This window comes from Dactylosporangium sucinum (assembly GCF_014647515.1).
Classification (GTDB): Bacteria; Actinomycetota; Actinomycetes; order Mycobacteriales; family Micromonosporaceae; genus Dactylosporangium; species Dactylosporangium sucinum.
Window position 1 is genome coordinate 18,437 of the sequence record NZ_BMPI01000059.1, and the last position, 21,878, is coordinate 40,314.

A 21,878-nucleotide genomic window follows, 5' to 3' on the forward strand; every position below is an offset into this window, starting at 1 on the left:
GTACAGCGTGCGTTCATGCCGGTCTGAAGGTATCGGCGGATTGACGCGCGGTTGCTAAAAGCCTTTGTGGAGCGTGTCAGGCGGGCTCAGGTCGATCGGGTTGGGGCCGGTCAGCACGCCACCCTCTACGGGTAGCGTGTGTCCGGTGATCCATGCGGCGTCGTCGGAGCCGAGGAACGCGACTGCTGCCGCGATGTCCTCTGGCTCGCCGACGCGGCCGAGCGGGTACATCGGCTTGAGCTTCTCCAGCGCGTCCGACTGGGAGTCCCAATTCGGTGTCCGGATGGTGCCGGGGGCGACTACGTTGAAGCGCACGCCGAGCGGACCGTACCGGGCGGCGTAGTTCTGCGACATTGCGATCTGGCCGGCTTTCGCCGCGGCGTACTCCACGTTGCCGAAGGCCGCGATGCCGTTTACCGAGCTGATCGTGACTACGTTGCCGCGAGTCCTCACCAAGTGCGGGATAGCCGCCTGAATGCAACGGGCGGCGCTGACGAGGGTGAAGTCGAGCTGACGGTGCCAGTCCTCGGCTGAGGTGTCCTCGGGCATCGACGTGACGATGCAGCCGCCCGCGTTATTCACCACCAGATCGAGCCGGCCAAACCGCCCGACCGCCGCGGCGACCGCGGCGTCGACGTCGGCGCGTGAGGTGACATCGACCTTGACCCCGAGGGCGTGCTCCGCGCCGACCTCCTCGGCCAGCGCTGCGACCGCGTCCTCCCGCAGGTCCGTGATGACCACCGCACCGCCCTCGGCGGCAACCCGCCGTACGACGGCCTGCCCGATGCCCTGTGCCGCCGCCGTGACGAGCGCGACCTTGCCCTCGAATCGCCGCACCACTCCTCCAGAATCTTTGCCGCCATTCTCCCCGCGATCCAGCCCCGGCCTGGCGGCACCGGGACCGCGGCAGAGCACGATCAAACCACCGCCCGCGATCGCCCCGTCCACCACACCCAGACCAGCCGGCCACACCCAGGCCGACCGTCGTGAGCAGCCGATCGGTGAACACCATCGCCGCGGCATCCGCTCATGCCGCCGAGCGTGCCAAAGGCCAGGTGACGGTGGGGGCTCAGTGTCCTTGGGTCTCGTAATACGCCCGACTGAAGTTCCGGGCGGACAAATCCGTGGTGCGCACGGCCCAGTACAACAGGGCCCCGTCACCCCAACCCATGTCGACGTCGGTGTCCTCGCTGACTTGCAGCAGCGCCGTCCACATCGCCGCCTCGGCGGCGAACGCCGCGCCCTGGTAGTTGTAGTGGCCGAGCGCGGCCCCGGCCGCCTGGTACACGATCGAATTCTGGACAGTGCAGGCGTATCCACCGATCTGATGGTCCGGTTCACCGCGATCGACCACCACCCGATGCCGCCACAGCGCATCCTGGAAAGACTGCCCATCGCACTGCTGCCCCCAGACGAGCTGATCGGCCTGCGCGAAGCTGCCGAACTGCGCCATCAGCACCGGTTCACACCCGTGCGGCCAGGTGAGCACCGTGCGGGCGGCCAGCCGCTTGAGTGGGTACACGTAGGTGCCTGACGGCGGACGTCGTCGGCTCACCGCCGTGCCAGGCGGCACGTAGATCAGCCGGGCTCCCGGGTCGGGATCGCGAGCGGACTCCGGCCCTGGTCGAAAAAACAGCAGCGATCCCGCCAACGGCAGATCAATGTCAACCTCGTAGCCGACCAACCGGTCGAACCCGATCGCCAACACCAACGACAGCGGCTCATCGTCAGCCCACGTCGGCCACGGCATGCCGTCGGGCAGCGCCGGCTCTCCACCGAGCTGTCCAACCCGCTGATCATCTGGACCCGACGCGCATAGCCGGATCGCCGGCCGGAGCAGCGCCATGAACCGATCGGCGATCCCGGGCGCCAGCCACCGGCGGGCCAACTGTTCCAGCTCACCTCTACGCCCCGTCACCGCCACATCCTTACGCCACGCCAACCGCATCCACAACACCACGACCAACAAACGTTGCGGAACGGCGTGACCGACCCCAAGATCCAGATCGCACATCTGCCGCTGACCGCGCTCGCGCAGCGCTGCCGCTGTCCACGGATGCCGACCTGAGGACGTGCCGAAGTCGCGCAGGCAGCTCAGTGGACGGCAACGTCAAGCGGCGCTATGGCTCAGTCGTCCTCGATGTATCCGGTGGTGGGGCCAACGAGGGCCCGGAAGTTGCGGATGTGCTCCATGTGCTCGTCGAGCGACAGGTTCGGGGTCGGACTCACGCCGAATCCATAGCCGGGGTTCGGCCCGCTCAGCCGGTGTCCGGACATGGCCGACGTGCGCGCCTGACCTTGCTTCCGCTACGGTCTCCGGCGGCATCCGTTGCGACGATGGGCTCGGACGCGCGGTCCTTGGCGGGGGCGGTGCGCTGGTACCGTTCCTCGGCATGACCCGCCCGCTGCGGCGCTCGTCCTGGTGACGCTGAGCTGTGCCCTTCCACGCTTACGGCCCGTCCGTTGACGACATGGCGCTCCTCGACGCCCTGCGTCAGGGTGACGACCGTCCCCCGGAGCCTGACGAGCCGTTCTGGCGGGCGCCGTACTCGTTCCTGACGTCGGCGCTGTATTGCGGCGGGCGCCTGACCCCGGCCACGGTCGAGGGCGTGCGGTACCTCGTTCGGACGGTCGGCGAGCCCGGATTCGGCGGTGACGACCCGACCCTGCGCCATGCAGCCCTATGGTTCCTGCGCGACGTCGCCGGTGTCGCGCTCGCGGGCGTCGACCGGGCGGCGGCGTCCCGGCGGGACGACGCGGAGGTGCGGGAGTGGCTGGCCACATACCTGCGCGAGCCCCGCTCCGTTCTGGACCGGACGACGGCCGACGCTCCGGGGGAGGTCCTGCTGGCCGCGGCGCGCGCGGACTGCTTCGACCTGCTGCCCGAGGCGTTCGCCGCGGTCGAGCCGCTGCTGACCGTCCCGGCGCCGCGCCTGCGGATCCATGCGGCCTCGGCCGCGGCGATGCTGAGCCGCCATCCCGATCTGGAGGCGCACCGGCCTCGGCTGCTGGCGTACCACCTCGCGGAGTGCGTCTCGAACGACCCGCACCATCGCGCATCCATGCTGCTGGGCGCCGGCGAACTGAACGGGGCACCCAGAGCCTGGCTGCACGACCCACACCCCGGCGTGCGAGTGTGCGCCGCGCTCGCCCCGGCGCTTGCCGACGATGCCGACGCGACCGCGGTGCTGCAGGCGGAGGCGACCAGGAATCCGGCCGTCATCGACATGCAGGCGTTCGAGGGCACGATGGCGCTCGCGGTCCTGCCACACGCGGCGGCCGTGCTCGCCGAGCGGCTGTGCCGGCGCATCGGCGGCGATCGCGTCGGTGCCGTACGGCGCGACGTATCTCGACGTCGGCGACGAGCACCGGACGCAGGGCGCGCTGTGCGAGCCGTACCTGCGTGCGGTCTTCCCAGACGGCCTGCGATCGCCGTCGGCGGCCACGCCCGCGCAGCGCCGACTCGCCGCAATCCCCCTGGACCCAGCCCGAGGCGGGGAGCTCGCGAGGCCATGGCAGGCCGGGGGTCAACGCCGTCGCTTCCAAGTCGAAGAAGCCGATGTCTTCGCGGATTATTGCAGCGGCTCGAAGGTGCGTGCGGCCAGTGGCGTGCCATGCCCAACCTTTGGGCGAAGCTCTCCGGTCCGCATCGTCCTCATTCCACTGCCGGTCGGGCGCCTGTCTTGCATCCCGGTCAGGAACGCGTGGCGTCGTTCTTGAGGCTCCGCAGTTGTTCGGCCTTGCGTTCGACGTCTTGCCGCGAGTACGAGCCAAGCGCCGGGAGAGGCATGGAGTCGGCGTCATCATCGAGCAGGAGGGCGGGAGCGAAGAGCGGCAAGCCTCCTCGTACGTCGATCTGTACACAGTCGACCGACTGAATCCGGCTCCACGGTGTCAGTTGGTCGCGGCTGTCGAAGCCGCGGACACGGACACCCTTTTCGTCGATTACCACGCCGAGTCGAAGGGCTCGCCAGATCCCGGCCACGCCGCTCGTGATGAGTAGGCATCCGAGCACGATGCCCACCCAGTCGCGCTTCGCTACTACGTCACCGAACGTGAAATAGACGACGCCCAGCAGGGTCCACAGCGTGAAAGCCAGAACCAGGAAAGGGATCTGGATACGTGGTCTCATCACGATGCGGTTCATGGCTCGACATGCTACAGAGGACCGTTCCGGCGAACCGTGCACGCCAGTTACGCACTGTGACAGCAGAACCCGAGGAGGTCAGCCGACCGTCACCCTTCAAGTGAAGCTGATGTAACGGATCAAATGGAGGCCGACAGGCGGTGCACCGCTGGCTTGGCTGGTACCGGTCCCTTGGCCTGGACGGGCTGACCGACGGCTCGCACCGGCCGCCTGCCCATCCGGCCCAGACATCGCCGGAGGTGGATGCGGCGATCTGTGAACTGCGCCGGCAGCATCCGCGTTGGGGGCAGCGGCGCATCGAGTTCGAGCTGGGCCGAAACAGCCTGCGCGCCAGCCCCGCCTCGTGCTTGCGTCGGTTGTGGTTCATCGCACCGGCATTCCTACGACCTGGACGGGAAACGGATGATCAAGCACGGACTGTACTGGTGACCGTCAGCCCGGTCGCCTAGAAGCCCGAACGTCCCTTCGATCACCACTTCGGCGATTCCGAAGAGGTCAGGTCGTCGACCCACCGGCCTGACCGGACCTGGCCAGCAACACGTAGGCACTCCTCTTTGTCAAGCGCCGGTGCACGAACCCTCGGCCGGCGGGTGTCGAACCGCATGAGCCGATGACTGCCGATCATCCCACACTGCCGGGCCCAGGGGTCGTGTTCATGCAAGCCAACCGTCGCCTCAATGGGGCTCGTTCGCCGCGGATCGGCCGCGGCTGGCCGATGACGTCTGGCTGGTAGGACATCATTATGTATTGAGGGGCGGCGCTCAACGGCCGGTGGCGGCGCCCTTGACATCGCGCATTTCTAGTCGTGATACCGGCGCGAACAAACGGATCGCGTCCTCGAGCGTTCGAGTTTGGTCGGATCCGCGCTCGCGGGCGACATAGCCGTTGCGTTTGCCACACAACGAAGAGGCCCCGATGGACTCAATCACGGTCGTCGACCAATCGATCAGCGCTTTGAAACCGCACCTCCCCGTGCTACAAGATCCGGCGGCGCGTGCGCTGTACGAGACGATCGCGGCGGCTCTACAGCGTCGCGGGCAGGCGCATCTCCTCAACGGGTTGGGCACTCAGCGGGCCAACGAGTCTGAAATCAAGCGTGCCCTGCGGCAAGCGGTCCGTGACGAGCCGCATTTGGCCTTGTCTCTCAACCAGGCGGCCGTCGCCGCACGGTCGTCGGTACAGCATCATCCGATACCAGCACCAGCTAGAATTCCGACGCAGGCCCCCGCCGCACCGGCGGGCTACTCAGATCTACCGCCAGCCACGTACAGCCAACCGACGGCAAGCCAGGAGCCGATCGAGCCGATCGAGCCAATCGCTATAGCTGAACCGGCCCAGCCCTCGGTCACCGTAAACCGACCCGACCTCATTGCAGCGATTGACGCCACGCCGCCGGCAATCCGTCGGGAAATCCTCGTCGGGGCCGCTCGCTGCGTCGAACTCGTCGACGCAAACCTGCCTGACGACGAGGTGGTGAAGGCAGTCGCAAGCGCCTCCGTACGTCCGGACTCGGCCGTCAACTGCCTGCTCGTCCTCACCGACCGCCGGCTCATCTTCGTTGCACCGCGACCCCAGGCGGTTGGATTCCGGCTGTCTGCACTCACGAAATCACAGGCGAACCTCGGCTACTTCTTTCTGGAGGGTGACGCGGGCGAATACAGCGTCGGCCTGCCTACGAGCCAGTGGAGCCAACAGTTCGAGCAATACGTTTTCGAAGCATCCGCCCTTGCCGTGCTAAGCGCCCGGTAGATCTCATCACGTATTGACTCCTGGCTGTTGGCCAGCCAATCTGTCAACGGACAGTTTGAAATCGCCAACGGCGGAAGATCATGATCCCCGCTGGCGGACATGGTTTCTCCCCAGCGGACAGGGTTTCTCCCCACGAGAGTGTTGCTCGTGGGGGTCAGGTGAGGGCGACGACTCCGCACCCGGTGGTGGCCTCGGAGAGGCGGTGGCTGTCGTCCTGGTTGACGCAAAGCAGCGAGGCTCACGGTCGGGGCCATCTGGGACGCTGTGCAGGTCACAACCAGGCGAGCGCCGCGGTGACCAGGGCCTGGGTGCCGGTGTCGAGGGTGGGTTGGATGACCGGGGCGAACTTCGCCGAGTGGTTGACCGGGATGTCTTGGTCGACCCGGCCGGCTCGCTGAGCGGCGCGGTAGGTGACCGGGTCGATCCCGCCGATGCCCCAATAGGTGTACGGAACACCCAGGTCGGCGGCAAGATCGCTGAAGTCCTCGCTGGCGAACTGACGTGGTAACCGTACGGCGCGGTTGCCGAAGAAGCCGGCGAACGCCTGCGCCACCCGCGCCGTGGTGACCTCGTCGTTGACGGTGACCGGGTAGTGCTCGTAGTGCTCGAACTCCGGGTCCAGTGGGCATCCGGACGCCTGGCATTCGGCGGCGACGATGCGGTGGATGGCGTCGAGCATCGTGGTGCGGGCCGCCTCGCTGTACGTGCGAGTATTCAACAGCAGCTTCGCGGAATCGGCGATGACGTTGCTTTTGGTGCCGGCCTGCAGGCTGCCGACGGTGAGCACGGCTGGCTCTGCGGGGGCGATCTCGCGGGCCACGATCGTCTGTAGCCGCAGCACGATGCTCGCGGCCAGGACCACCGGATCGACCCCGGCCTGGGGCATCGAGCCGTGCGCCGCGCGTCCGTGCACCGTGATCCGCAGGCTGTCTGCCGCGGAGAGCACGGGTCCCGTGCGGGTGCCGACCTTCCCGGCGGGGAACGGCAGCACGTGCTGGGCCAGGGCCGCGTCGGGGACGGGGATGCGGTCTGCCAGGCCGCCGTCGAGCATGGCCCGGGCGCCGTCGCCCGTCTCCTCGGCTGGCTGGAACAGGGCGACCACGGTACCGTGCCAGGAGTCCCGGGCGTCGGCGAGCAGCTGCGCGGCGCCGGTCAGGCAGCTGACATGCATATCGTGGCCGCAGGCGTGCATCACCGGTACTTGGCGGCCGTCCTCATCGGTGGCCGTGGCGGTGCTCGCATAGGGCAGGCCGGTGGCCTCGCGCACCGGCAACGCATCCATGTCGGCCCGCAGCAGCACCGTCGCGCCCTTGCCATGGCGCAGCACGCCGACCACGCCGGTGCCGCCGACGCCCTCGTGCACCTCGTAGCCGGCCGGCCGCAGCCGCCCCGCCACCCGGCCTGCGGTGCGCCGTTCCTCGTGGGAGAGTTCGGGGTGGCGGTGCAGATCGCGATAGAACTCCTCCTGCCGGTTGCGCAGGCCCGCCAACCCGGCCAGCACGGTGGCGAGCCGAGGGTCGGCGGTGTGCGAGGTTGTCATGGCGACTCCGGCGTGTCGGGCGGGGATCGGTCGCTTCGCTGCACAGACTCGTCGCTCTCACGATTGTGCCTCCTCCAGTGCGGCCGCGGATATGTCGCCCAGATCTGGCTGGGCCGCCACGTGTACGCCTCGGGGAGCCGCCACCCACGCCACCGCGCCAGCAGGGTCAGGCCGGCCCCGATCGCCGTGGACACCACCAACCCGATCGAGGGCATGCCGAGGTGGTGGAGCACGACGATCACCACGCTCGCGAACAAGGCGGACGTCGCGTAGAGGGTGGTGCCGCCGAAGATCCCGGGAATCCGACGCAGCACGACGTCTCGAACCATGCCACCGCCGACCGCGGTGATCGTGCCCAGCAGTACCGCCGGAAGCCATCCGAGGCCGACGGAAAGCGTCTTTTGCGCACCGGCAGAGGCCCAGCAGCCGAGTGCGAGGGCGTCCACGAACAGGAATCCACGGTCCCAGAGCGGACCCTCGAGGCGTAGCAAGAACGCGACCACCGCGCCGGCCAGGGCGGTGATGATGTAGGCGTAGTCGGTCAGCGCGACCGGCGTGCCGTGCTGGAGCAGCGTGTCCCGGATCAGACCGCCGCCCAGGCCGGACAGGATCGCCAACACCCCGAAGCCGATCGGGTCGAGCCGTTCCCCGCGGGCCATCAATCCGCCGAGCATGGCGTTGGCGAACACCCCGGTCAGGTCCAGGCCGCGGAACAGCGCATTCAACGCGGTATCCGACATTGACATACCGAATCGCCTCCCGGCACTGACCGCGAACCGGCGCCGCATCGGCATCATCGAACGGTTGTCCGTTCGACGGACCGTCACCACCCGAAGATCACCCGCAACACCAGCGTCAGCGCCCGCTCCCCCGCCGTCCGGCAGGTAGCAAGCTGGATCATCCGCGTCAGGGGTACCCGGGTAGCGGCATGTAACTCCAAGCCGACCGCGCCAACGCATCAAGCCGGCAGAGCCACGCACGCGTTGTGAGTGTCGTCGAGCGGACCGCGGTGATCCGTCGCGGGCTGACGGTCGTGACGACGTCGTTCTCGCGGAAGCGGACCCAGGTCAGCGCGGCCTGAACGGTCTCCGTGGTCTGGCCGTGCTCGTCCAGGAACGCGACGAAGTCCGGCAGCAGCCAGGCGGCCTCCGCCGTCTGGTATCCCAGGCAACCGGCCATGATGTCCAATCTGTACTTCGCCGTGAACCAGCGCCGCAGAGCCCGCTCAGGCACCTAGGGATCAGGCCGCGCACCATCCAACGCCGGACCAGGCGCACCAGCCGAACGCATCGGCCAGAGGGGACTTCCTCTTCACGGCTGCGCCGCGGGAAGCCCTCGACGGCGATGTCGACGCGCTCGCGCGCGGGCTCAAGTTGCGACTCGAGCGCCCGTGAGGCGGTCGTTACGCCGGCTCCGCCCGTCAGGCGATGGTCAGGGCCCTGGCGACGTTGTGTACGGTTAACTTCTCGATGAGCGCCGGGTCGAGGCCGCGGTCGCGCATCAGCGGGATGAACGACTCGATGAGCCAAGCGAAGCCGCGGCCGCCGTAGGTCTTGAGCGCCGCCCTCGTCCCCACGTCCGTGCCGAGCATGACGCGATCCTCGAATCCGGCCTCGACGAGCGCCTCGATGCTGCGGAAGCGCACGTCGTCGCTCGGGTATCCCTCCCCGGAGTAGCCGATGTTGTCGATGCTCATGTAGACGCCCCGGCGCGCGATGGCGAGGAGGTGATCGGTGTCCTCGCGGTCGCCGAGGTGGTTGACGACGATGCTCTCCGGCTGCACGCCGCATTCCTCGAGCAGGTCGATCTGCTCCTGGGCGAGCTCGCCGAAATGGGTCGTGTGCGTCCAGATCGGCGCGCCGGTACGCGTGCTGGCGTATGCGGCCGCCCGGAACACCCGCTCCTCGCGGGGGCTGATGTGGTGCCGCTCGGTCCCGATCTCGCCGATGAACCCAGCCTTCACGTCCGTTCCTTCGAACCCCTCAGTGATGTGACGCACGAGGATCTCGCCCAGCTCGCGGGAGGTGCGCTCCGACACCTCGGGGACGTAGACGGGTTCGCGGTACCAGCCACACCCGAGGATGATGTTGACGCCCGTCGCCTCGGAGATGCGCCGCAGCGCCTCGGGCTGAGGTCCCAGCCCGGTGGTGGTGCAGTCGACGAGGGAGCCTCCGCCCGCGGCGGCGAAGAGGCGGACCTCCTCGGTGGCGACGTTCTCGTCGTCGAAGATCACGTCGTAGCTGCGGATCATCTGGAAGTAGTCCCACATCACGTGCTCGTGGCTGTGCGTGATCCCCAGATCCGCCGGATCCATCAGCCCGGTGACGGTCTGAACCGATCCCTGTCGTGTGGTCACTTGCGCTCCTCATCTGTTGTGTCGTCGGTCGGGGCACTACATGGTCGAGGGCCCGACGCGGAAATGAAAGGCCCGCTGGTTCTGAGGTTTACCGAGCACCTGGGCCGGCGGGCCGACCTCGCCGATCCGAACAGGGGCACGGAGGGCGCGCAGCGAGCGCACGGGCGATCGTGACCCGCTGCTGCAAGCGCGGTGACGGCTGGTGCCTCAGTGCGCATGTGCTTTCTATCGACGGTGACGGGTGGGTAACCGGGGCGAGCGGACTACCCATCGGGCAGGGACGGGTCGATCATGAAGCGACGGACTTTGCCCACACTAGTCCGGGGCAGGGCGTCGATGACGTGCCACTCGCGCGGCCGCGCGGCGGGAGACAGGTTGTCCCGCGACCAGGCCTCCAGGTCTCGGGTGCTCGGCGGGGCGGCCGGATCGACCGGGACGACGTAGGCGACCGGCACCGCGTCGCGCACGGGATCGGGCTTCGACAGGACCGCGGCCTCGAGCACCCCGGGCGCCTGGGCGACGACGGCCTCAACCTCGGTGAGGCTCACGTTCTCGCCGGCGACCTTGATGACGTCGTCGGCTCGGCCCACGAACCGGAGGACACCGTCGCCGACGTCGGCCGCCAGGTCCCCGGTCCGGAGCCACGTCACGCCGGCGTCGTCGACCTCGAACGCGCGGGCGGTGGCCTCCGGGGCGTCCAAATACTCCAGGAAGAGGGACCGCCCGCGGACCCCTGCGACCCGGATCTCGCCGGGCGCGCCGACCGCGGGGGCGCGGCCCGTTGTGGGATCCACGAGCCGGACGTGGCGGCCCCCCGCCGGCCGTCCGATGAGCTCGGGCTGCGGGACCGCGTCCTGATCGGCGCAGACGATGGCGAGCGTCTCCGTCATGCCGTAGAGCTGGCGCGGAGGGACGCCCACGAGCTCTGCGAACCGTTCGAAGTGGACGCGCCCGAGGCTCTGGGCGAACCAGACGTGCTCGAGGGCGAGGTGCCGCTCCGCCTCGTCGGTCCGGGCAAGGATCATCCGGATCGGCGCGGCGAACAGGCTCGCATGGGTCACCTCGAGCTCACGGGCGCCCCGCACCCAACCGCTGGCGCTGAACCGCGACGTGAGCGCCACGCTCGCCCCCGCGGCAATGGCGGGGGCGAAGCAGTAGTACTGCGCGTTGGCGTGGAACAGGGGCAGCGTGACGTACCAGCGATGCGCCGCGCCCAGACCGACGATCTTCGACATCACCTGCGCGACCTCACGGTAGTTCGCCTGGGTGACGACCGCGCCCTTGGGCTGCGATGTCGTTCCCGAGGTGAACATCACGGCCAGCCGGTCACCCTCCGCGACCTCGATCCGCGGGGGCGCCAACGGGGCCCCGAGCTGCTCGAGGTCCGAGGCTGACTCAGCGAGTGCGATGTAGGTCAGGCCGACAGGGGCTGCGGCCGCGCGGTAGGTGAGCGCTCGGCCGGTGCCGCAGAACCCGACCCGGGGACGCACGCGGTTGAGCTGCTGGACGAGATCGCGCTCGGACGACGACGGGTCTACGGGGACGAGACAGGCGCCCTGCGCGGCGCACGCGAGCCATAGGGCGACGAACGCCGGGCAGTTCCGCAGCGCGACGTGCACGGCGTCGCCGCGCCGGACTCCGACCGCCGCAAGCTGCGCTTGGCAGCGCCGGACCGCAACGTCGAACTCGCCATACGTCCAGCGCGTCACCGACCCGTCGGAGTCCTGGAAGAGGAGGAACATCTGGCCGGGGGTGCTCGCGATACGCGCCGACCAAAGCTCGGCGAACGTTCCGGGTGGCATGCACGACACGGTGGCAGGTGCCCGGGGGCACCCGCCATGGATGGCGTGTCAGCGTCCGTCCGCGTTCGTTGGAGCCTCGTACAATCAGCGCGGCGCCGGGGCGTTCGCGGGGAGACGCAGGTCGAGCGCCATGGTGAGCTCCGTGATCGCCCTCACCTGCGAGAGCGGGACGCCCACGATGTCCTCGTACTTCGCGAGCCGGTACCGCAGCGTGTTGGGGTGGACGACGAGCACCTGGGCCGCGGCCGCAATGTTCATGTCGGCCGCGAGGTACGCCTTCACCGAGGCCAGCAGCGACTCCCCGAACGGGCCGCGTTCGCCAACGGCGTCGATGTATTTCCCTCGCAGCATCGTCAGGACTTCCGGGACCGCGTGCGCGGCCAGGCTCCACGGCACGTCCTCTACCCGGTAGACGCCCGGCTCGTCGTCCGCGACGAGCTCCGCTATGCGTGCCGCGATGCGGGTGGAGTCGTGCAGGAGCGGAAGCGGGCGCACCGGTCCGACGGCGATCGCGACCCGCTTCGGGAGCCGCGCGTCGCCGCTATCGTGCACGAGCCCGAACAGCTGCCCGGCGATCTCGGCGACGCCGCCCCGGGTCGAGCGGGCGAGGCCGAGCGCGTCGATTCCCTCGGCCCGGGGGATGCAGAACGCGGCGTAGTGCTGGGACTCGTCAAGCTCGAGAGTCGCCGCCGCCTTCCACAGCTCGGAGCCGGACAGCATTCCGCTGAGAACGTCGCGCAACAGCTCCGTCCTGCGCACCGACTGACGGACCGTGACCTCGACCTGGTGATGTCGGTACGCCACGGCCGCGACCGCCGTGAACCAGTCCCCCACCTCCCATAGCAGGTTGGAGCAGTCGAGGATCGCCGTCGGCTTGATCCCCGCTCCCGAGGCAAGCTCCAAGAAGCGGGAGTGGATGACGCGGAGCGCAAGCCGGTAGGCCCGGATGATGTCGTCGATCGGCACGCCCTGCTCCGCACGCTCGAGGGTCGTTGCCTCGGCCTCCTCGCGCGTCATCGACGTCGGAGGGCGGCCGGATCGCAGCGTCGAGACGGCCCGCGTGACGTTGAACCGCATCGACCGCTGGATGGCCTCGCCGGGAACGGCGGAGTACCCCTCGAGCTCGGCGTAGATGGCGGCCGCCGCGTCGGCGGCGAGGGTCTCGGTCTCGGCGTCGAGCGCGGCGAGCACGCCGGCCATCGCCTCGGCAGATGTCGGTTTGGCCACGCGCCTGATAGTAGGTCCGCGAGCGCCTCGTTTGTATCCCCGAACAACCGGCGCCCGCGATCGCTGTACAGCGCGCCCTATCGCCGGGACGGCGGGTGTCCCACGATGGGAGGCATGGCAGCGCTTGATGGGCTGGTGGCGGTGGTCACCGGAGCCGGATCGGTCGGTCCAGGGGTGGGCAACGGCAGGGCGGCGGCCATCCGGCTCGCCGAGGAAGGAGCGCGTGTCGCGCTGCTGGACATGGAGTCATCCGTCGAGGACACGCTCGACATGATCCAGCAGCGTGGCGGCGAGGCGGCGGTGTTCCGCTGCGACGTCACCGACGCCGAGATGGTGGAGCAAGTCGTCGCCGCGACCGTCGCCCACTTCGGCCGCCTCGACATCCTCTTCAACAACGTGGGAATCGCCGGCCCGCCCGGGACGGTCGTCGACGTGGATCTCGAGGCCTGGCGCCGGTGCCTCGACGTCAACCTCACGTCGATGGTGCTCACTTCGCGGGCGTGCATCCCGCGGATGCGCAAAGCCGGCGCCGGCTCCATCATCAACATGTCCTCGCTCGCTGGTCTGCGCGGCGGTCACGCGGCCGTTGCGTACGCCACCACGAAGGGCGCCGTCATAAGCCTGACCCAGGCGATGGCCAGCCAGCACGGACGGGAGAGCATTCGCGTCAACGCCGTCGCGCCCGGACTCGTCTACACCCCGATGGTCTCGACCAAGTCGGGCGTCGACGAGGCGACGAGGGCGCTGCGGGCTTCCCTCAACGTGCTCGGCACCGAGGGCACGGCGTGGGACGTCGCGGAGGCCGTTCTGTACCTCGCCGACCCCCGGTCGCGGTGGGTCACAGGCGTCGTGCTCCCGGTCGACGCAGGAGCCGCCATGCACTCCGAGGCGATCGAGGTATCGGTGACGGAGGCCGGTGCGACGCGGGGTGGCCGTGCCGCTGGTGCTCGATGACGCCGTGATCGTTGGGTCATCAGCTGGCCGGTCCCCACAAAGTGCTTCTCGGCGGTGATGGCCGAGGCGGGTCGTGGGTGATCCTCACGGTCCGGGTTTCACTCACAGGTCTCGGCGTTGGTCGCGGTCGATACGAGATTGGCAAGCGTCGCTGGGATGATCTGGCGTGGGCGCTGCGACACTGGTGGCAGCGGCTGCGCGGCTGGTGGTTGCTTGCCGCGGCGGCAGCGGCCGGCGCGGTGCTCGCTGCCGTGTCGCAGGACTTCGGCGGCGTGGCAGCGGCCGCGTTTGTTGCCGCCGGTAGCGCCGTGGCCGCTGTACTCGCCGAGCGTGGCGGGCATGCTCGTCGAGATCGACTGCGTGGCGTCGGTGACGGGCGACCGAACCGACTCGGCGGGCCTGCCGGTTGGGCGCCCGCCGACTGAACGCTTCGTCGGTCAACGGCCCGGCTGGCCTGTTCTGGCCCTTCCCGGGCGCTCGGTTCGATCCTCCGGGCCGTTCGCGCCATACAAGTCGTCGACCAGCACGGAAAGCGCACCTAAGTGGACTGTGTTCAATATTTCGGACAGGAGATAACCATGGCTGATTTTGTCACCAGGCGCAGATTCCTCACGTTGTCGGGGGCGGTGGGTGCCGGCGCGGTGCTCGCCGCGTGCGGCAAGAGCACGGATAAGAACAGCAGCGCCACCAGCGACACCCTCGCCGACGCGCGCAAGCGCGGATCGATGCGGATCGCCTTCATCAACAACAAGCCCCTCTCCTACACCGACGACAAGACTGGCAAGCTCACCGGAAGCGGCCCGGCCGTGCTCACCGCGATCCTCGCCAAGCTCGGGGTGCCCAATGTGGACCCCGTGCTCGTCGATTTCGACGCGATGATCCCGGGCCTGATCGCCAACCGCTGGGACATGTCGGCATTCCCCTTCTACGTGACCCCGAAGCGCTGCGAACAGGTCGCGTTCACCAACCCGATGGCGCAGTACCTCGAAGGCGCGCTCGTGCGCACCGGCAACCCCAAGGGCATCCACAGCTTCACCGACCTCGCCAAGCCCGACGTCAAGGTGGCCATTCAGACCGGCAACGCGGAGATCGACTGGGCCAAGGCGGCCGGCGTGAAGGAGAGCCAGATCCAGCTCTTCCAGGAGGAGGCGCTCGGTGTCGAGGCGGTCCGGCAGGGCCGGGCCGACGCGTACCTCAACGGCACATTCTCGCTCGTGCAGGACCTGAAGAACTACGGCGCCAACGGGCTGGAGATCGCCACCCCCTTCAAGGGTCCCATTGTCGATGGCAAGGAGGTCATCGCGTATGGCGCGTGGGCGCTGCGCCCGCAGGACACCGCGTTGCGTGACGACTTCAACGACGAACTGGCCAAGATGATCGACAACGGTGAGTTGCTGAAGCTCGAGTCGCCGTATGGGTACGATCAGGACACCCTGCCGCCCAAGGACGTCACCGCCAAGACGCTGTGCCCGAACGCGAGTTGGAAATAGCGGCGCGATGACCCAGACCGTCGTCGACTCGTTGCTGCGGGGTGCGCTCGTCACCCTCGTGGTGGTCGCGGTCGCGGTGCTCGTCGCGATCCCGGTCGCCCTCGTGGCCGGGTTGGCGCGGCTGAGCCGACTGCGCGTGGTACGGCTGATCGCCGGGGCCTACGTCGAGGTGTTCCGGGGTACGTCGGCCCTGGTGCAACTGTTCTGGGCGTACTTCGTGCTGCCGGAGTTCGGGATCGTCCTGCCACCGTTGACGGTCGGATGTGCCGTGTTGGGTCTCAACGCGGGAGCCTACGGGGCGGAGATCGTGCGGGGAGCCGTCAATGCCGTGCCGCGAGGGCAGTGGGAAGCCCTGCAGACGCTGGGCATCGGCCGGTGGCAGGGGATGCGATGGGTGGTGTTCCCGCAGGCCGTGCCGACGATGCTGCCGCCCGCCGGCAATACGCTCATCGACGTGCTCAAGGCGTCGGCGCTGGTCTCCCTGATCACGGTCTCGGACTTCACCCGGGCGATCAACCAGTGGGCCACCACCGGTGTGCTGGACCTGACGCTCGCGTACACCCTGTTGTTGGTGGGGTATTTCGCGATGTCCATGCCCTTGTCGGGCGGGATGCGGCTGCTGGAACGCTTCTACCGCCGCCGCCTCCCGTCCCCGCACCGTTAGGAGCCCACAGTGGACCGCGACTACCTGCGCTCGGTGTTGCCCGAGCTTCTTGACGGGCTGCGGATCACCGCGATCGCCACCGGAGTCGGCATGGTGCTCGCGGTGGTAGTCGGGCTGCTGCTCGCCTGCGTGCAGGTGCTGCGCGTACCGGTTCTGCGGCAAGTCGTCGCCGGCTGGATCCTGTTCATCCGCAACACGCCGCTGCTCGTCCAGCTCTTCTTCCTCTTCTACGTGCTGCCCCGCTACGGCGTGCTCATCGACGCGCTGACCCTCGGCATCGTCGCCCTGGGACTGCACTTCTCCTGCTATACCGCCGAGGCGTTCCGTGGCGGCTTCCTGTCTGTCCCGAAAGGACAGTGGGAGGCCGCCCGCACGCTCAACCTCTCCACGGTCACCACGCTGCGCACGGTGATCCTCCCGCAGGCGATCCCGCCGGTGCTCGCGGCGCTCGGCAACAACCTCATCTCGATGTTCAAGGACTCCGCGGTGCTCTCCGCGATCACGGTGCTGGAGTTGCTCGGGGTGACCCGCAAACTCGCCAGCACCTCGTTCCAGTACACGACGCTGTTCACCGTCATGGGCGCCATGTACCTCGCCCTCGCCCTGCCGGCCTCCTTCGCCATCCGCGCGATCGAGCGCCGCATCTCGCGGAAGGGAGCCCGCTCATGACCGACGGGCCTGATACGGCGCCAGTCGCCGCCATTGACCACCTGGCGGGCAGCGGGATCAGTCTCACCGCCGTCCGCAAGAAATACGGCGAGACAACAGTTCTGGACGACATCGACCTTTCGGTACGGGCGGGGCAACGCATCGCCCTCATCGGCCCGAGCGGATCGGGCAAGACCACGATCCTGCGCACGGTCGCGATGCTGGAGCCGATCGAGGCCGGGTCGATCAGGGTGGAGGGGGTCGAGATCAACGGCCCGCACGTGAAGGCGCACGCCCGGGACCTCGGACCGGTCCGACGCAAGGTGGGCATGGTCTTCCAGCACTTCAACCTGTTCCCGAACCTCACCGTGCTGGACAACATCACGCTCGCCCCGCGCCGGGTACTCAAGCTCGACCGGGCGCGCGCCGAGGCCGAGGCCCGCGAACTGCTCGCCGGCGTCGGCCTCGCCGATAAGGCGGGCAGCCGACCGCACCAGCTCTCCGGCGGCCAGCAGCAGCGCGTCGCGATCGCCCGCTCGCTCGCGATGCGCCCGTCCGTGCTGCTGTTCGACGAGGTGACCTCGGCGCTCGACCCGGAGCTGGTGGCCGAGGTGCTCTCGGTCATCCGGGGGCTGGCCGAGCGCAGCTGGGTGACGATGCTGATCGTGACCCACGAGATGCGCTTCGCCGGCGACGTCGCCGACGAGGTCGTCTTCATGGAGGCCGGTCGGATCATCGAGCAGGGACCACCGGGACAGGTACTCGGCGACCCGCAGAACGCTCGGACCCGCCAGTTCCTCAGCCGGCTGAGCGAACACTGACCCACGGACCGCCAAGCCATGCCGCCACGATGATCTGTCTATGAATCGGATCGTGCTTGATCGGCGCTTCCGGGTGTGGCGCTACGGCGTCAGCCACTCACAACTGCTGCTGCACGCTCACGCCGAAGGCGCGGACGCCGACCACCTCAACGTCCTGTTCGAGGACGTCCGTGCGGTCAAGCTCCGCTCGTCGTATCAGCCGCTGATCCTGGCGCCCGCCGCCAATCCGGTACGCGAGGACATCCTGGCGTTCGCCGACATGCCAGAACGGCATCAGCATCGGTACCTGAGTCTGACGCTGTCCACCCGACCCGAGGCCGGGTTCGTTTTGTGCGCGCGTGCGACAGTGCTGGCCGTGGACAGGACCAACGACGAAACTCCGATCCACCCCTGGCCCGACGGAGCTCGCGTGATCCACACCCTTCGCCGCGATGATCAGGCTTCCTGATCTGCCGCGCTGCGGGCGCAGGGCAGGGGCGTTCCGCTCCGACCGTTGACCGTGCCCGGTGGTCCGGTCGGACGGCGGCGGGTGTCCGCGCGGTTTCAGCTGGGAAGGTGGACTGATGGTACGAGACGCTCAACAAGGGCGCGGAAGTCGGGCGCGAGCTGGAGTTGCTGTTCCATCTCGTTGTCGATCCAGGCGACCGAGGGCGCACCGTTTGATCCGCACGCCCGGTAGTCCAGTGCGACCCAATGGTGTCCTTGCCCGCTGAGCAGCACGCATGGTGTCGGCGCTGCGGCACCCTGAACACGTCGACACAGAACGAGGCTCACCGTGGAAATCACGAAGGACAGACACCTCCTCCGCATCGAGCACGAGCGGTTCGTCGCGCGCTTCCCGGACCACGGACGCGACCTTGAACAACTTCGGGACCAAGACATCTACGTGACCGTCACCGGCGGCCCGACCTACTACGTGAGCCTCATGACCCTCGACGCGATCGATGCAGTGCTACGCCGCTGGGCGCAAACCGGCGAAGCCGCCGGCGGCAGCTACTTCTGGTCGACGGACCTCGTCATCATCCCCAGGCCAGGCATCACCGCCATGATCGAGACGATCGACGGGCTCGTTCGTGACGAAACGATCGACCAAGCATGCCAGGTGATCCCCGGCCCCGACGACGGCCCGGATGCCGCGACATTACAACGCACCTAACCCGCTACAAACGCAGATCGAGCGGCACGAAACGACGGCCGACCGCGAACCGACGATCTTGAATTCCGGATCTGCCGCGACCCGGGCGTGGGCGGGCCAACGGAAGATCGTCGCGCTCGTAACGTCCCAGGCGGTGCCGTCCGCCGTGGCTGACCCACGCCCGTGCCGGACGGGCGGCTGAGGCCGGGCTCGACGCTGCGGTCACAACTCCCAGCTGCGGTCGGTCTCGATGTGGCCAACTTCGGCGTCGTAGGCCGCGGCATCGAACAGCATCGTTCGCCGCTCGCCCACCCAGCGAACGCCGCGCCGGTCGCCTACCTCACGGCGGACACGCGCTTCGATCGCGCAGCATTCCGGCTCGCAGCTCGGGCAGCACGCAATCGTCATGCCGCGATCCGCGCGCAACGCGGCGTGACGAACCTGACCGACGCATGGCACCCGCAGCCGCCGATGAGCGGATGCGGACCTGGCCGACTGTATTGACGGACCCAACCGCTATTCGAATCGGTCAGCGAGCTTCGTCAGTTTCGTGACGTACGCCGGCCAGTCGTACTCGTGGGGAATGTTGGTGTTCTCCCGCTGCCAGCCGATCGCTCCGTCGTGCTGTTCGCGCATGATGTCGGCGTGTCCGGCGTGGCGGGCGAGGTCGCAGGTTACATGGATGATGATCCTGTGCAGCGTCACGTCCCGTCCGCCTGGCCGCCACCACGGCACCTGCCCCGGCGCGTCGAGGGGCAGCTGTTCGATCGTCTGGTCCGCGAACACCCCCACGCGGCGGTACAGGTCGATGAGTCCATCCTTCGTCTCGCCGTCCCGCGCGTACCAGTCCGCCTGCGGGTCCTCCTCAAACGCCTGCGTGGAGACCAAGTCCTCAGGTGTCGGGAACTCGCGCCCGAATGTGGGCCCGAAGTAGCCGGCTTCGACGTTGAGGCAGTGCTTGAGGACGCCCAGCAGGTTGTTGCCGGTCGCGGTGCGGGGCAGTCTGGCCTCGCGTTCGCTCAGGCCGTCGAGCTTCCAGATCAGGTCATCGCGAGTCGCCTGGAGGTAGTGGTGCAGCGCAGCTTTCGGGTCGCCCAGATCAGCCATGCCCGCCAGTCTTCCTGATGAGCCTGAGCCATTCGTCCGAGGTGTCGCATGCTGGATCTCAGCGCCCGGCTCGACCGACCAGCATCCTGATCTGCCGCGATCCGGTCGGCGGCCGGCGTCTCGGTCCGGCCCATGGTTACATGGAGCCGGGGCCGGGTCTCATGACGCGATGTGCGGCTGGGCCCCGTCTTCGTGCTCTGTTCCGGCTAGCACGGCGGCCCGGCTTCGTTATGTAGATGCTGGTTGATGGGTGGCTTGTCCTTTGAGTAGATGCAGGCCGGAGGCGCGTCGGACGCCAGCCAGACGGCCGGGGGGCTGGCTCAGGCGGCCAGGAAGGCGAGGACCTTCGGCCAGCCGTCGCTGCGGGCCGCGGCGTCGGCGTCACGGGTGCCGCCCAAGCTCCTGGCGACACCCGTGCCCGGGGACGACGTGCCCGCGGCGAGGTACGGGAAGCTGCCGACACCGTGGCCGGCGTCCGGATAGATCAGGGCCTGGTGCCCGGCGGTGACGCGGGCGTCGTCAAGGTGTTGCATGATCCGCTGCGCCTGCGCGACGGACTGCCAGAGCCGGTCCTTGCCGCCGGCGATGGCGAGGACCGGACCGGCCACGTGGGTGACCGGTATCGCGGTCCGCGGCACCGGGACGCCGCCGATGGTCCAAGCGTTGCCACCGCCGGGAAAGCTCGACCAGACGGTGTCATTGGGCGCGTACAAGATCGCGCCGCGGACGAGGTCGGGGTAGGACTCGGCCAGCAGCAGCGCCGCCTCGGAGCCGCGGGAGTAGCCGTTGACCACCACCCCGCCGGGATCGGCCCCCGGCTGCGCGCGTAGGAGCCGCGCCGCCGTCACGAAGTACTCCAGCGGTATGTCGCGCAGGGTTTCGGGCAGACCGGGTACACCGAAGTAGCCCAACGCCAGCGCCGGGTAGCCGTGCGAGGCGAGCAGCGCCGCGTCGTACTTCCGCCCGACACCGCCCTCGGAACCGCCGAACAGCAGCACGCCGGTGCGGCGCACGGCACCCGGGGACGGCAGGAACAGGACTCCGGCCGCCCCGTCGACGTCGAGCGTCAGGGTCCGGTGGGTCACACCGGTCGTGGTCCATTGCCTGGTCAAGGTGCGCGCCGCGATCTCCCGGCCGGCCACGGTCACGGTCAGCCGGACCTCGTACGCCCCTGCCGCGTCGGGGTACCCGGGACTGAACCACGCCTCGTCCGGATCGCCGGTCGCCGGCCCCATCGACCAGAACAGGCCCATGCCGTCGACACCGCCGTAAGAGCCCGACACGGGCGCGGACCGATCGAGGTCAACGACGCCGTCGCCGTCCGCCGCGAAGGTAGCCTCCCCGCGCCAGCGCTGGCCCTTGGCGTCTGCGGCCTGCGACGCGACGGTGACGGCCTCGCGGGCCCGCAGGCCCGACACCCGCACATGGACGGGCTGATCAGCCAGGGCGACCGTGGCATCTACGTCGATCGTGGCGTGCGTCGAATGCCGCGCTGAGCACGCCGCGGCTCCACCACCCACGACCACGACGGCGGTCAGGCCGACGAACCAATCGCGAACGCCCACGACATGATGATAAAGCTCAATCATCCCGCGCACCGAGACCGACCGGCGCCAACAATCGAGGGCGTACTCAACAGCGCCGGACGCTAGCGTTGACCACGCGCTGGTCCTTGATCGATTCCTGCTGGTCGTCGATGAGAGGGCGTCGCGCTCGCTGTCGTACCGATACGAGTTCGCCGAGAAGTGGCCGTGGGTGCCGGCCTGGTCGCGCAAGTCTTGCATGGCGACCGTACTTCTCGGCGATGTGCAGGCCCGCTGGCAGACGCTGATCGTAGGCGGGCTACAGGTTGTTGATTCGGGCCAGCAGCTCTGCCTCGGTCAAGTCTTCCAGGACCGCGTCCTGCTTGCGGCCCAGGACTGCCAGCAGCTTTTCCTTCTCCAGTTTCTTGGCTGCCGCTGCCTTCGCCGCCTCGTCCTCCGCGAGGCGGACGGCGATGACGTGCTTGACGACCTCCAGCTTGGTCTCCAAGGTTGCCTTGGCCGGGTTGGCCTCGGTGGCCACGAACGACTCGGTTTCGACGGCCTTGAGCTCGGCGTTGACCGCCTTGGCCACGTCATCGAGGCTGAAGCCGGACTTGGCGGTCAGTGGAAGCTCCCACAGCTGTTCCGTGGTCAGCAGTCCCTTGGCCGACGGGTAGCGGAACTTCTCCCGCGTGGCCTTTTCGAAAATGGTCAC

The 21,878-nt window shown here is 68.6% G+C and carries 24 protein-coding genes; 9 read left to right on the forward strand and 15 right to left on the reverse strand.

Annotated features, from left to right (window positions below):
- Positions 1–54: 54 nt before the first annotated feature.
- From IEZ31_RS41630 to IEZ31_RS41645, 4 genes are all read right to left on the reverse strand, one after another.
- Positions 55–948 carry an SDR family NAD(P)-dependent oxidoreductase gene (locus IEZ31_RS41630; protein ID WP_229836527.1) on the reverse strand — a complete coding sequence of 298 codons (894 nt, stop codon included), beginning with the start codon at positions 946–948 and terminating at the stop codon, positions 55–57.
- 121 nt (positions 949–1,069) lie between these two features.
- Positions 1,070–2,014, reverse strand: a complete 945-nt coding sequence (locus tag IEZ31_RS41635; RefSeq protein ID WP_190255647.1) for a DUF1963 domain-containing protein — start codon at positions 2,012–2,014, stop codon at positions 1,070–1,072.
- A 667-nt stretch (positions 2,015–2,681) separates the two neighbouring features.
- The gene (locus tag IEZ31_RS41640) at positions 2,682–3,446 is read right to left on the reverse strand and encodes a hypothetical protein (protein WP_190255648.1); all 765 of its coding nucleotides are present in this window, start codon (positions 3,444–3,446) and stop codon (positions 2,682–2,684) included.
- Positions 3,447–3,694: 248 nt separating this feature from the next.
- Positions 3,695–4,147, reverse strand: a complete 453-nt coding sequence (locus IEZ31_RS41645) for a PH domain-containing protein (RefSeq protein ID WP_190255649.1) — start codon at positions 4,145–4,147, stop codon at positions 3,695–3,697.
- Between the two features lie 140 nt (positions 4,148–4,287).
- On the opposite strand from IEZ31_RS41645, the gene IEZ31_RS57265 reads away from it, so the two are divergent.
- Complete coding sequence (locus tag IEZ31_RS57265) at positions 4,288–4,596, forward strand: helix-turn-helix domain-containing protein (RefSeq protein WP_229836530.1); 309 nt, start codon at positions 4,288–4,290, stop codon at positions 4,594–4,596.
- Between the two features lie 466 nt (positions 4,597–5,062).
- Positions 5,063–5,896, forward strand: a complete 834-nt coding sequence (locus IEZ31_RS41655; RefSeq protein ID WP_190255650.1) for a hypothetical protein — start codon at positions 5,063–5,065, stop codon at positions 5,894–5,896.
- A gap of 271 nt (positions 5,897–6,167) precedes the next feature.
- Here IEZ31_RS41655 and IEZ31_RS41660 read toward each other — a convergent pair whose 3' ends face one another.
- The 6 genes from IEZ31_RS41660 to IEZ31_RS41685 form a co-directional block, all read right to left on the reverse strand.
- Entirely contained in the window at positions 6,168–7,436 is a 1,269-nt protein-coding gene (locus tag IEZ31_RS41660; RefSeq protein WP_190255651.1) for an amidohydrolase, read from the reverse strand.
- Complete coding sequence (locus tag IEZ31_RS41665) at positions 7,433–8,176, reverse strand: trimeric intracellular cation channel family protein (protein WP_229836531.1); 744 nt, start codon at positions 8,174–8,176, stop codon at positions 7,433–7,435. The genes IEZ31_RS41660 and IEZ31_RS41665 overlap by 4 nt, the downstream gene beginning before the upstream one ends.
- Positions 8,177–8,342: 166 nt before the next feature.
- Positions 8,343–8,624: a hypothetical protein gene (locus tag IEZ31_RS41670; protein ID WP_190255653.1), complete on the reverse strand. Its 282-nt coding sequence runs from the start codon at positions 8,622–8,624 to the stop codon at positions 8,343–8,345.
- 232 nt (positions 8,625–8,856) lie between these two features.
- The gene (locus IEZ31_RS41675; protein WP_190255654.1) at positions 8,857–9,792 is read right to left on the reverse strand and encodes a phosphotriesterase family protein; all 936 of its coding nucleotides are present in this window, start codon (positions 9,790–9,792) and stop codon (positions 8,857–8,859) included.
- A 263-nt stretch (positions 9,793–10,055) separates the two neighbouring features.
- Entirely contained in the window at positions 10,056–11,594 is a 1,539-nt protein-coding gene (locus IEZ31_RS41680; protein ID WP_190255655.1) for a class I adenylate-forming enzyme family protein, read from the reverse strand.
- An 84-nt stretch (positions 11,595–11,678) separates the two neighbouring features.
- Entirely contained in the window at positions 11,679–12,821 is a 1,143-nt protein-coding gene (locus IEZ31_RS41685) for an RsbRD N-terminal domain-containing protein (RefSeq protein ID WP_190255656.1), read from the reverse strand.
- Between the two features lie 114 nt (positions 12,822–12,935).
- On the opposite strand from IEZ31_RS41685, the gene IEZ31_RS41690 reads away from it, so the two are divergent.
- Positions 12,936–13,775, forward strand: coding sequence for an SDR family NAD(P)-dependent oxidoreductase (locus IEZ31_RS41690; RefSeq protein WP_229836533.1), 840 nt, complete (start codon positions 12,936–12,938; stop codon positions 13,773–13,775).
- Positions 13,776–13,873: 98 nt separating this feature from the next.
- Here IEZ31_RS41690 and IEZ31_RS41695 read toward each other — a convergent pair whose 3' ends face one another.
- A complete protein-coding gene (locus tag IEZ31_RS41695) occupies positions 13,874–14,116 on the reverse strand; it encodes a hypothetical protein (protein ID WP_190255658.1) in 243 nt (80 codons plus the stop codon).
- Between the two features lie 237 nt (positions 14,117–14,353).
- Between IEZ31_RS41695 and ehuB the strand changes: the two genes are divergently transcribed.
- The 6 genes from ehuB (at position 14,354) to IEZ31_RS41725 (ending at position 18,554) form a co-directional block, all read left to right on the forward strand.
- Entirely contained in the window at positions 14,354–15,265 is a 912-nt protein-coding gene (gene ehuB / locus IEZ31_RS41700; protein ID WP_190255659.1) for an ectoine/hydroxyectoine ABC transporter substrate-binding protein EhuB, read from the forward strand.
- A 7-nt stretch (positions 15,266–15,272) separates the two neighbouring features.
- Positions 15,273–15,929, forward strand: coding sequence for an ectoine/hydroxyectoine ABC transporter permease subunit EhuC (gene ehuC, locus IEZ31_RS41705; protein ID WP_190255660.1), 657 nt, complete (start codon positions 15,273–15,275; stop codon positions 15,927–15,929).
- A gap of 9 nt (positions 15,930–15,938) precedes the next feature.
- Positions 15,939–16,598 (forward strand): ectoine/hydroxyectoine ABC transporter permease subunit EhuD, encoded by a 660-nt coding sequence (gene ehuD / locus IEZ31_RS41710; RefSeq protein WP_190255661.1) that lies wholly within the window; start codon positions 15,939–15,941, stop codon positions 16,596–16,598.
- Positions 16,595–17,398, forward strand: a complete 804-nt coding sequence (locus IEZ31_RS41715) for an amino acid ABC transporter ATP-binding protein (protein WP_190255662.1) — start codon at positions 16,595–16,597, stop codon at positions 17,396–17,398. The genes ehuD and IEZ31_RS41715 overlap by 4 nt, the downstream gene beginning before the upstream one ends.
- Before the next feature lie 40 nt (positions 17,399–17,438).
- Positions 17,439–17,846, forward strand: coding sequence for a hypothetical protein (locus IEZ31_RS41720; protein WP_190255663.1), 408 nt, complete (start codon positions 17,439–17,441; stop codon positions 17,844–17,846).
- 327 nt (positions 17,847–18,173) lie between these two features.
- The gene (locus IEZ31_RS41725; RefSeq protein ID WP_190255664.1) at positions 18,174–18,554 is read left to right on the forward strand and encodes a hypothetical protein; all 381 of its coding nucleotides are present in this window, start codon (positions 18,174–18,176) and stop codon (positions 18,552–18,554) included.
- Positions 18,555–18,755: 201 nt separating this feature from the next.
- Here the strand turns inward: IEZ31_RS41725 and IEZ31_RS41730 are convergent, their stop codons facing one another.
- From IEZ31_RS41730 to IEZ31_RS41745, 4 genes are all read right to left on the reverse strand, one after another.
- Positions 18,756–18,941 (reverse strand): hypothetical protein, encoded by a 186-nt coding sequence (locus tag IEZ31_RS41730; protein ID WP_190255665.1) that lies wholly within the window; start codon positions 18,939–18,941, stop codon positions 18,756–18,758.
- Between the two features lie 108 nt (positions 18,942–19,049).
- Entirely contained in the window at positions 19,050–19,640 is a 591-nt protein-coding gene (locus IEZ31_RS41735) for a DinB family protein (protein WP_190255666.1), read from the reverse strand.
- Positions 19,641–19,960: 320 nt separating this feature from the next.
- Positions 19,961–21,205 carry an acyl-CoA thioesterase/bile acid-CoA:amino acid N-acyltransferase family protein gene (locus IEZ31_RS41740; RefSeq protein WP_229836535.1) on the reverse strand — a complete coding sequence of 415 codons (1,245 nt, stop codon included), beginning with the start codon at positions 21,203–21,205 and terminating at the stop codon, positions 19,961–19,963.
- A gap of 277 nt (positions 21,206–21,482) precedes the next feature.
- Positions 21,483–21,878 carry a hypothetical protein gene (locus IEZ31_RS41745; protein ID WP_190255667.1) on the reverse strand — a complete coding sequence of 132 codons (396 nt, stop codon included), beginning with the start codon at positions 21,876–21,878 and terminating at the stop codon, positions 21,483–21,485.

Bases quoted from the DNA above. Each gene is read 5' to 3' on its own strand.
- IEZ31_RS41655 (WP_190255650.1), top strand. From the start codon at position 5,063: ATGGACTCAATCACGGTCGTCGACCAATCGATCAGCGCTTTGAAACCG.
- IEZ31_RS41665 (WP_229836531.1), bottom strand. From the start codon at position 8,176: ATGTCGGATACCGCGTTGAATGCGCTGTTCCGCGGCCTGGACCTGACC.
- IEZ31_RS41680 (WP_190255655.1), bottom strand. From the start codon at position 11,594: ATGCCACCCGGAACGTTCGCCGAGCTTTGGTCGGCGCGTATCGCGAGC.
- IEZ31_RS41695 (WP_190255658.1), bottom strand. From the start codon at position 14,116: ATGCCCGCCACGCTCGGCGAGTACAGCGGCCACGGCGCTACCGGCGGC.
- IEZ31_RS41690 (WP_229836533.1), top strand. From the start codon at position 12,936: ATGGCAGCGCTTGATGGGCTGGTGGCGGTGGTCACCGGAGCCGGATCG.
- IEZ31_RS41635 (WP_190255647.1), bottom strand. From the start codon at position 2,014: ATGTGCGATCTGGATCTTGGGGTCGGTCACGCCGTTCCGCAACGTTTG.
- ehuB (WP_190255659.1), top strand. From the start codon at position 14,354: ATGGCTGATTTTGTCACCAGGCGCAGATTCCTCACGTTGTCGGGGGCG.
- ehuC (WP_190255660.1), top strand. From the start codon at position 15,273: ATGACCCAGACCGTCGTCGACTCGTTGCTGCGGGGTGCGCTCGTCACC.
- IEZ31_RS41735 (WP_190255666.1), bottom strand. From the start codon at position 19,640: ATGGCTGATCTGGGCGACCCGAAAGCTGCGCTGCACCACTACCTCCAG.
- IEZ31_RS41645 (WP_190255649.1), bottom strand. From the start codon at position 4,147: ATGAACCGCATCGTGATGAGACCACGTATCCAGATCCCTTTCCTGGTT.
- IEZ31_RS41730 (WP_190255665.1), bottom strand. From the start codon at position 18,941: ATGACGATTGCGTGCTGCCCGAGCTGCGAGCCGGAATGCTGCGCGATC.
- IEZ31_RS41720 (WP_190255663.1), top strand. From the start codon at position 17,439: ATGAATCGGATCGTGCTTGATCGGCGCTTCCGGGTGTGGCGCTACGGC.
- IEZ31_RS41660 (WP_190255651.1), bottom strand. From the start codon at position 7,436: ATGACAACCTCGCACACCGCCGACCCTCGGCTCGCCACCGTGCTGGCC.
- IEZ31_RS41715 (WP_190255662.1), top strand. From the start codon at position 16,595: ATGACCGACGGGCCTGATACGGCGCCAGTCGCCGCCATTGACCACCTG.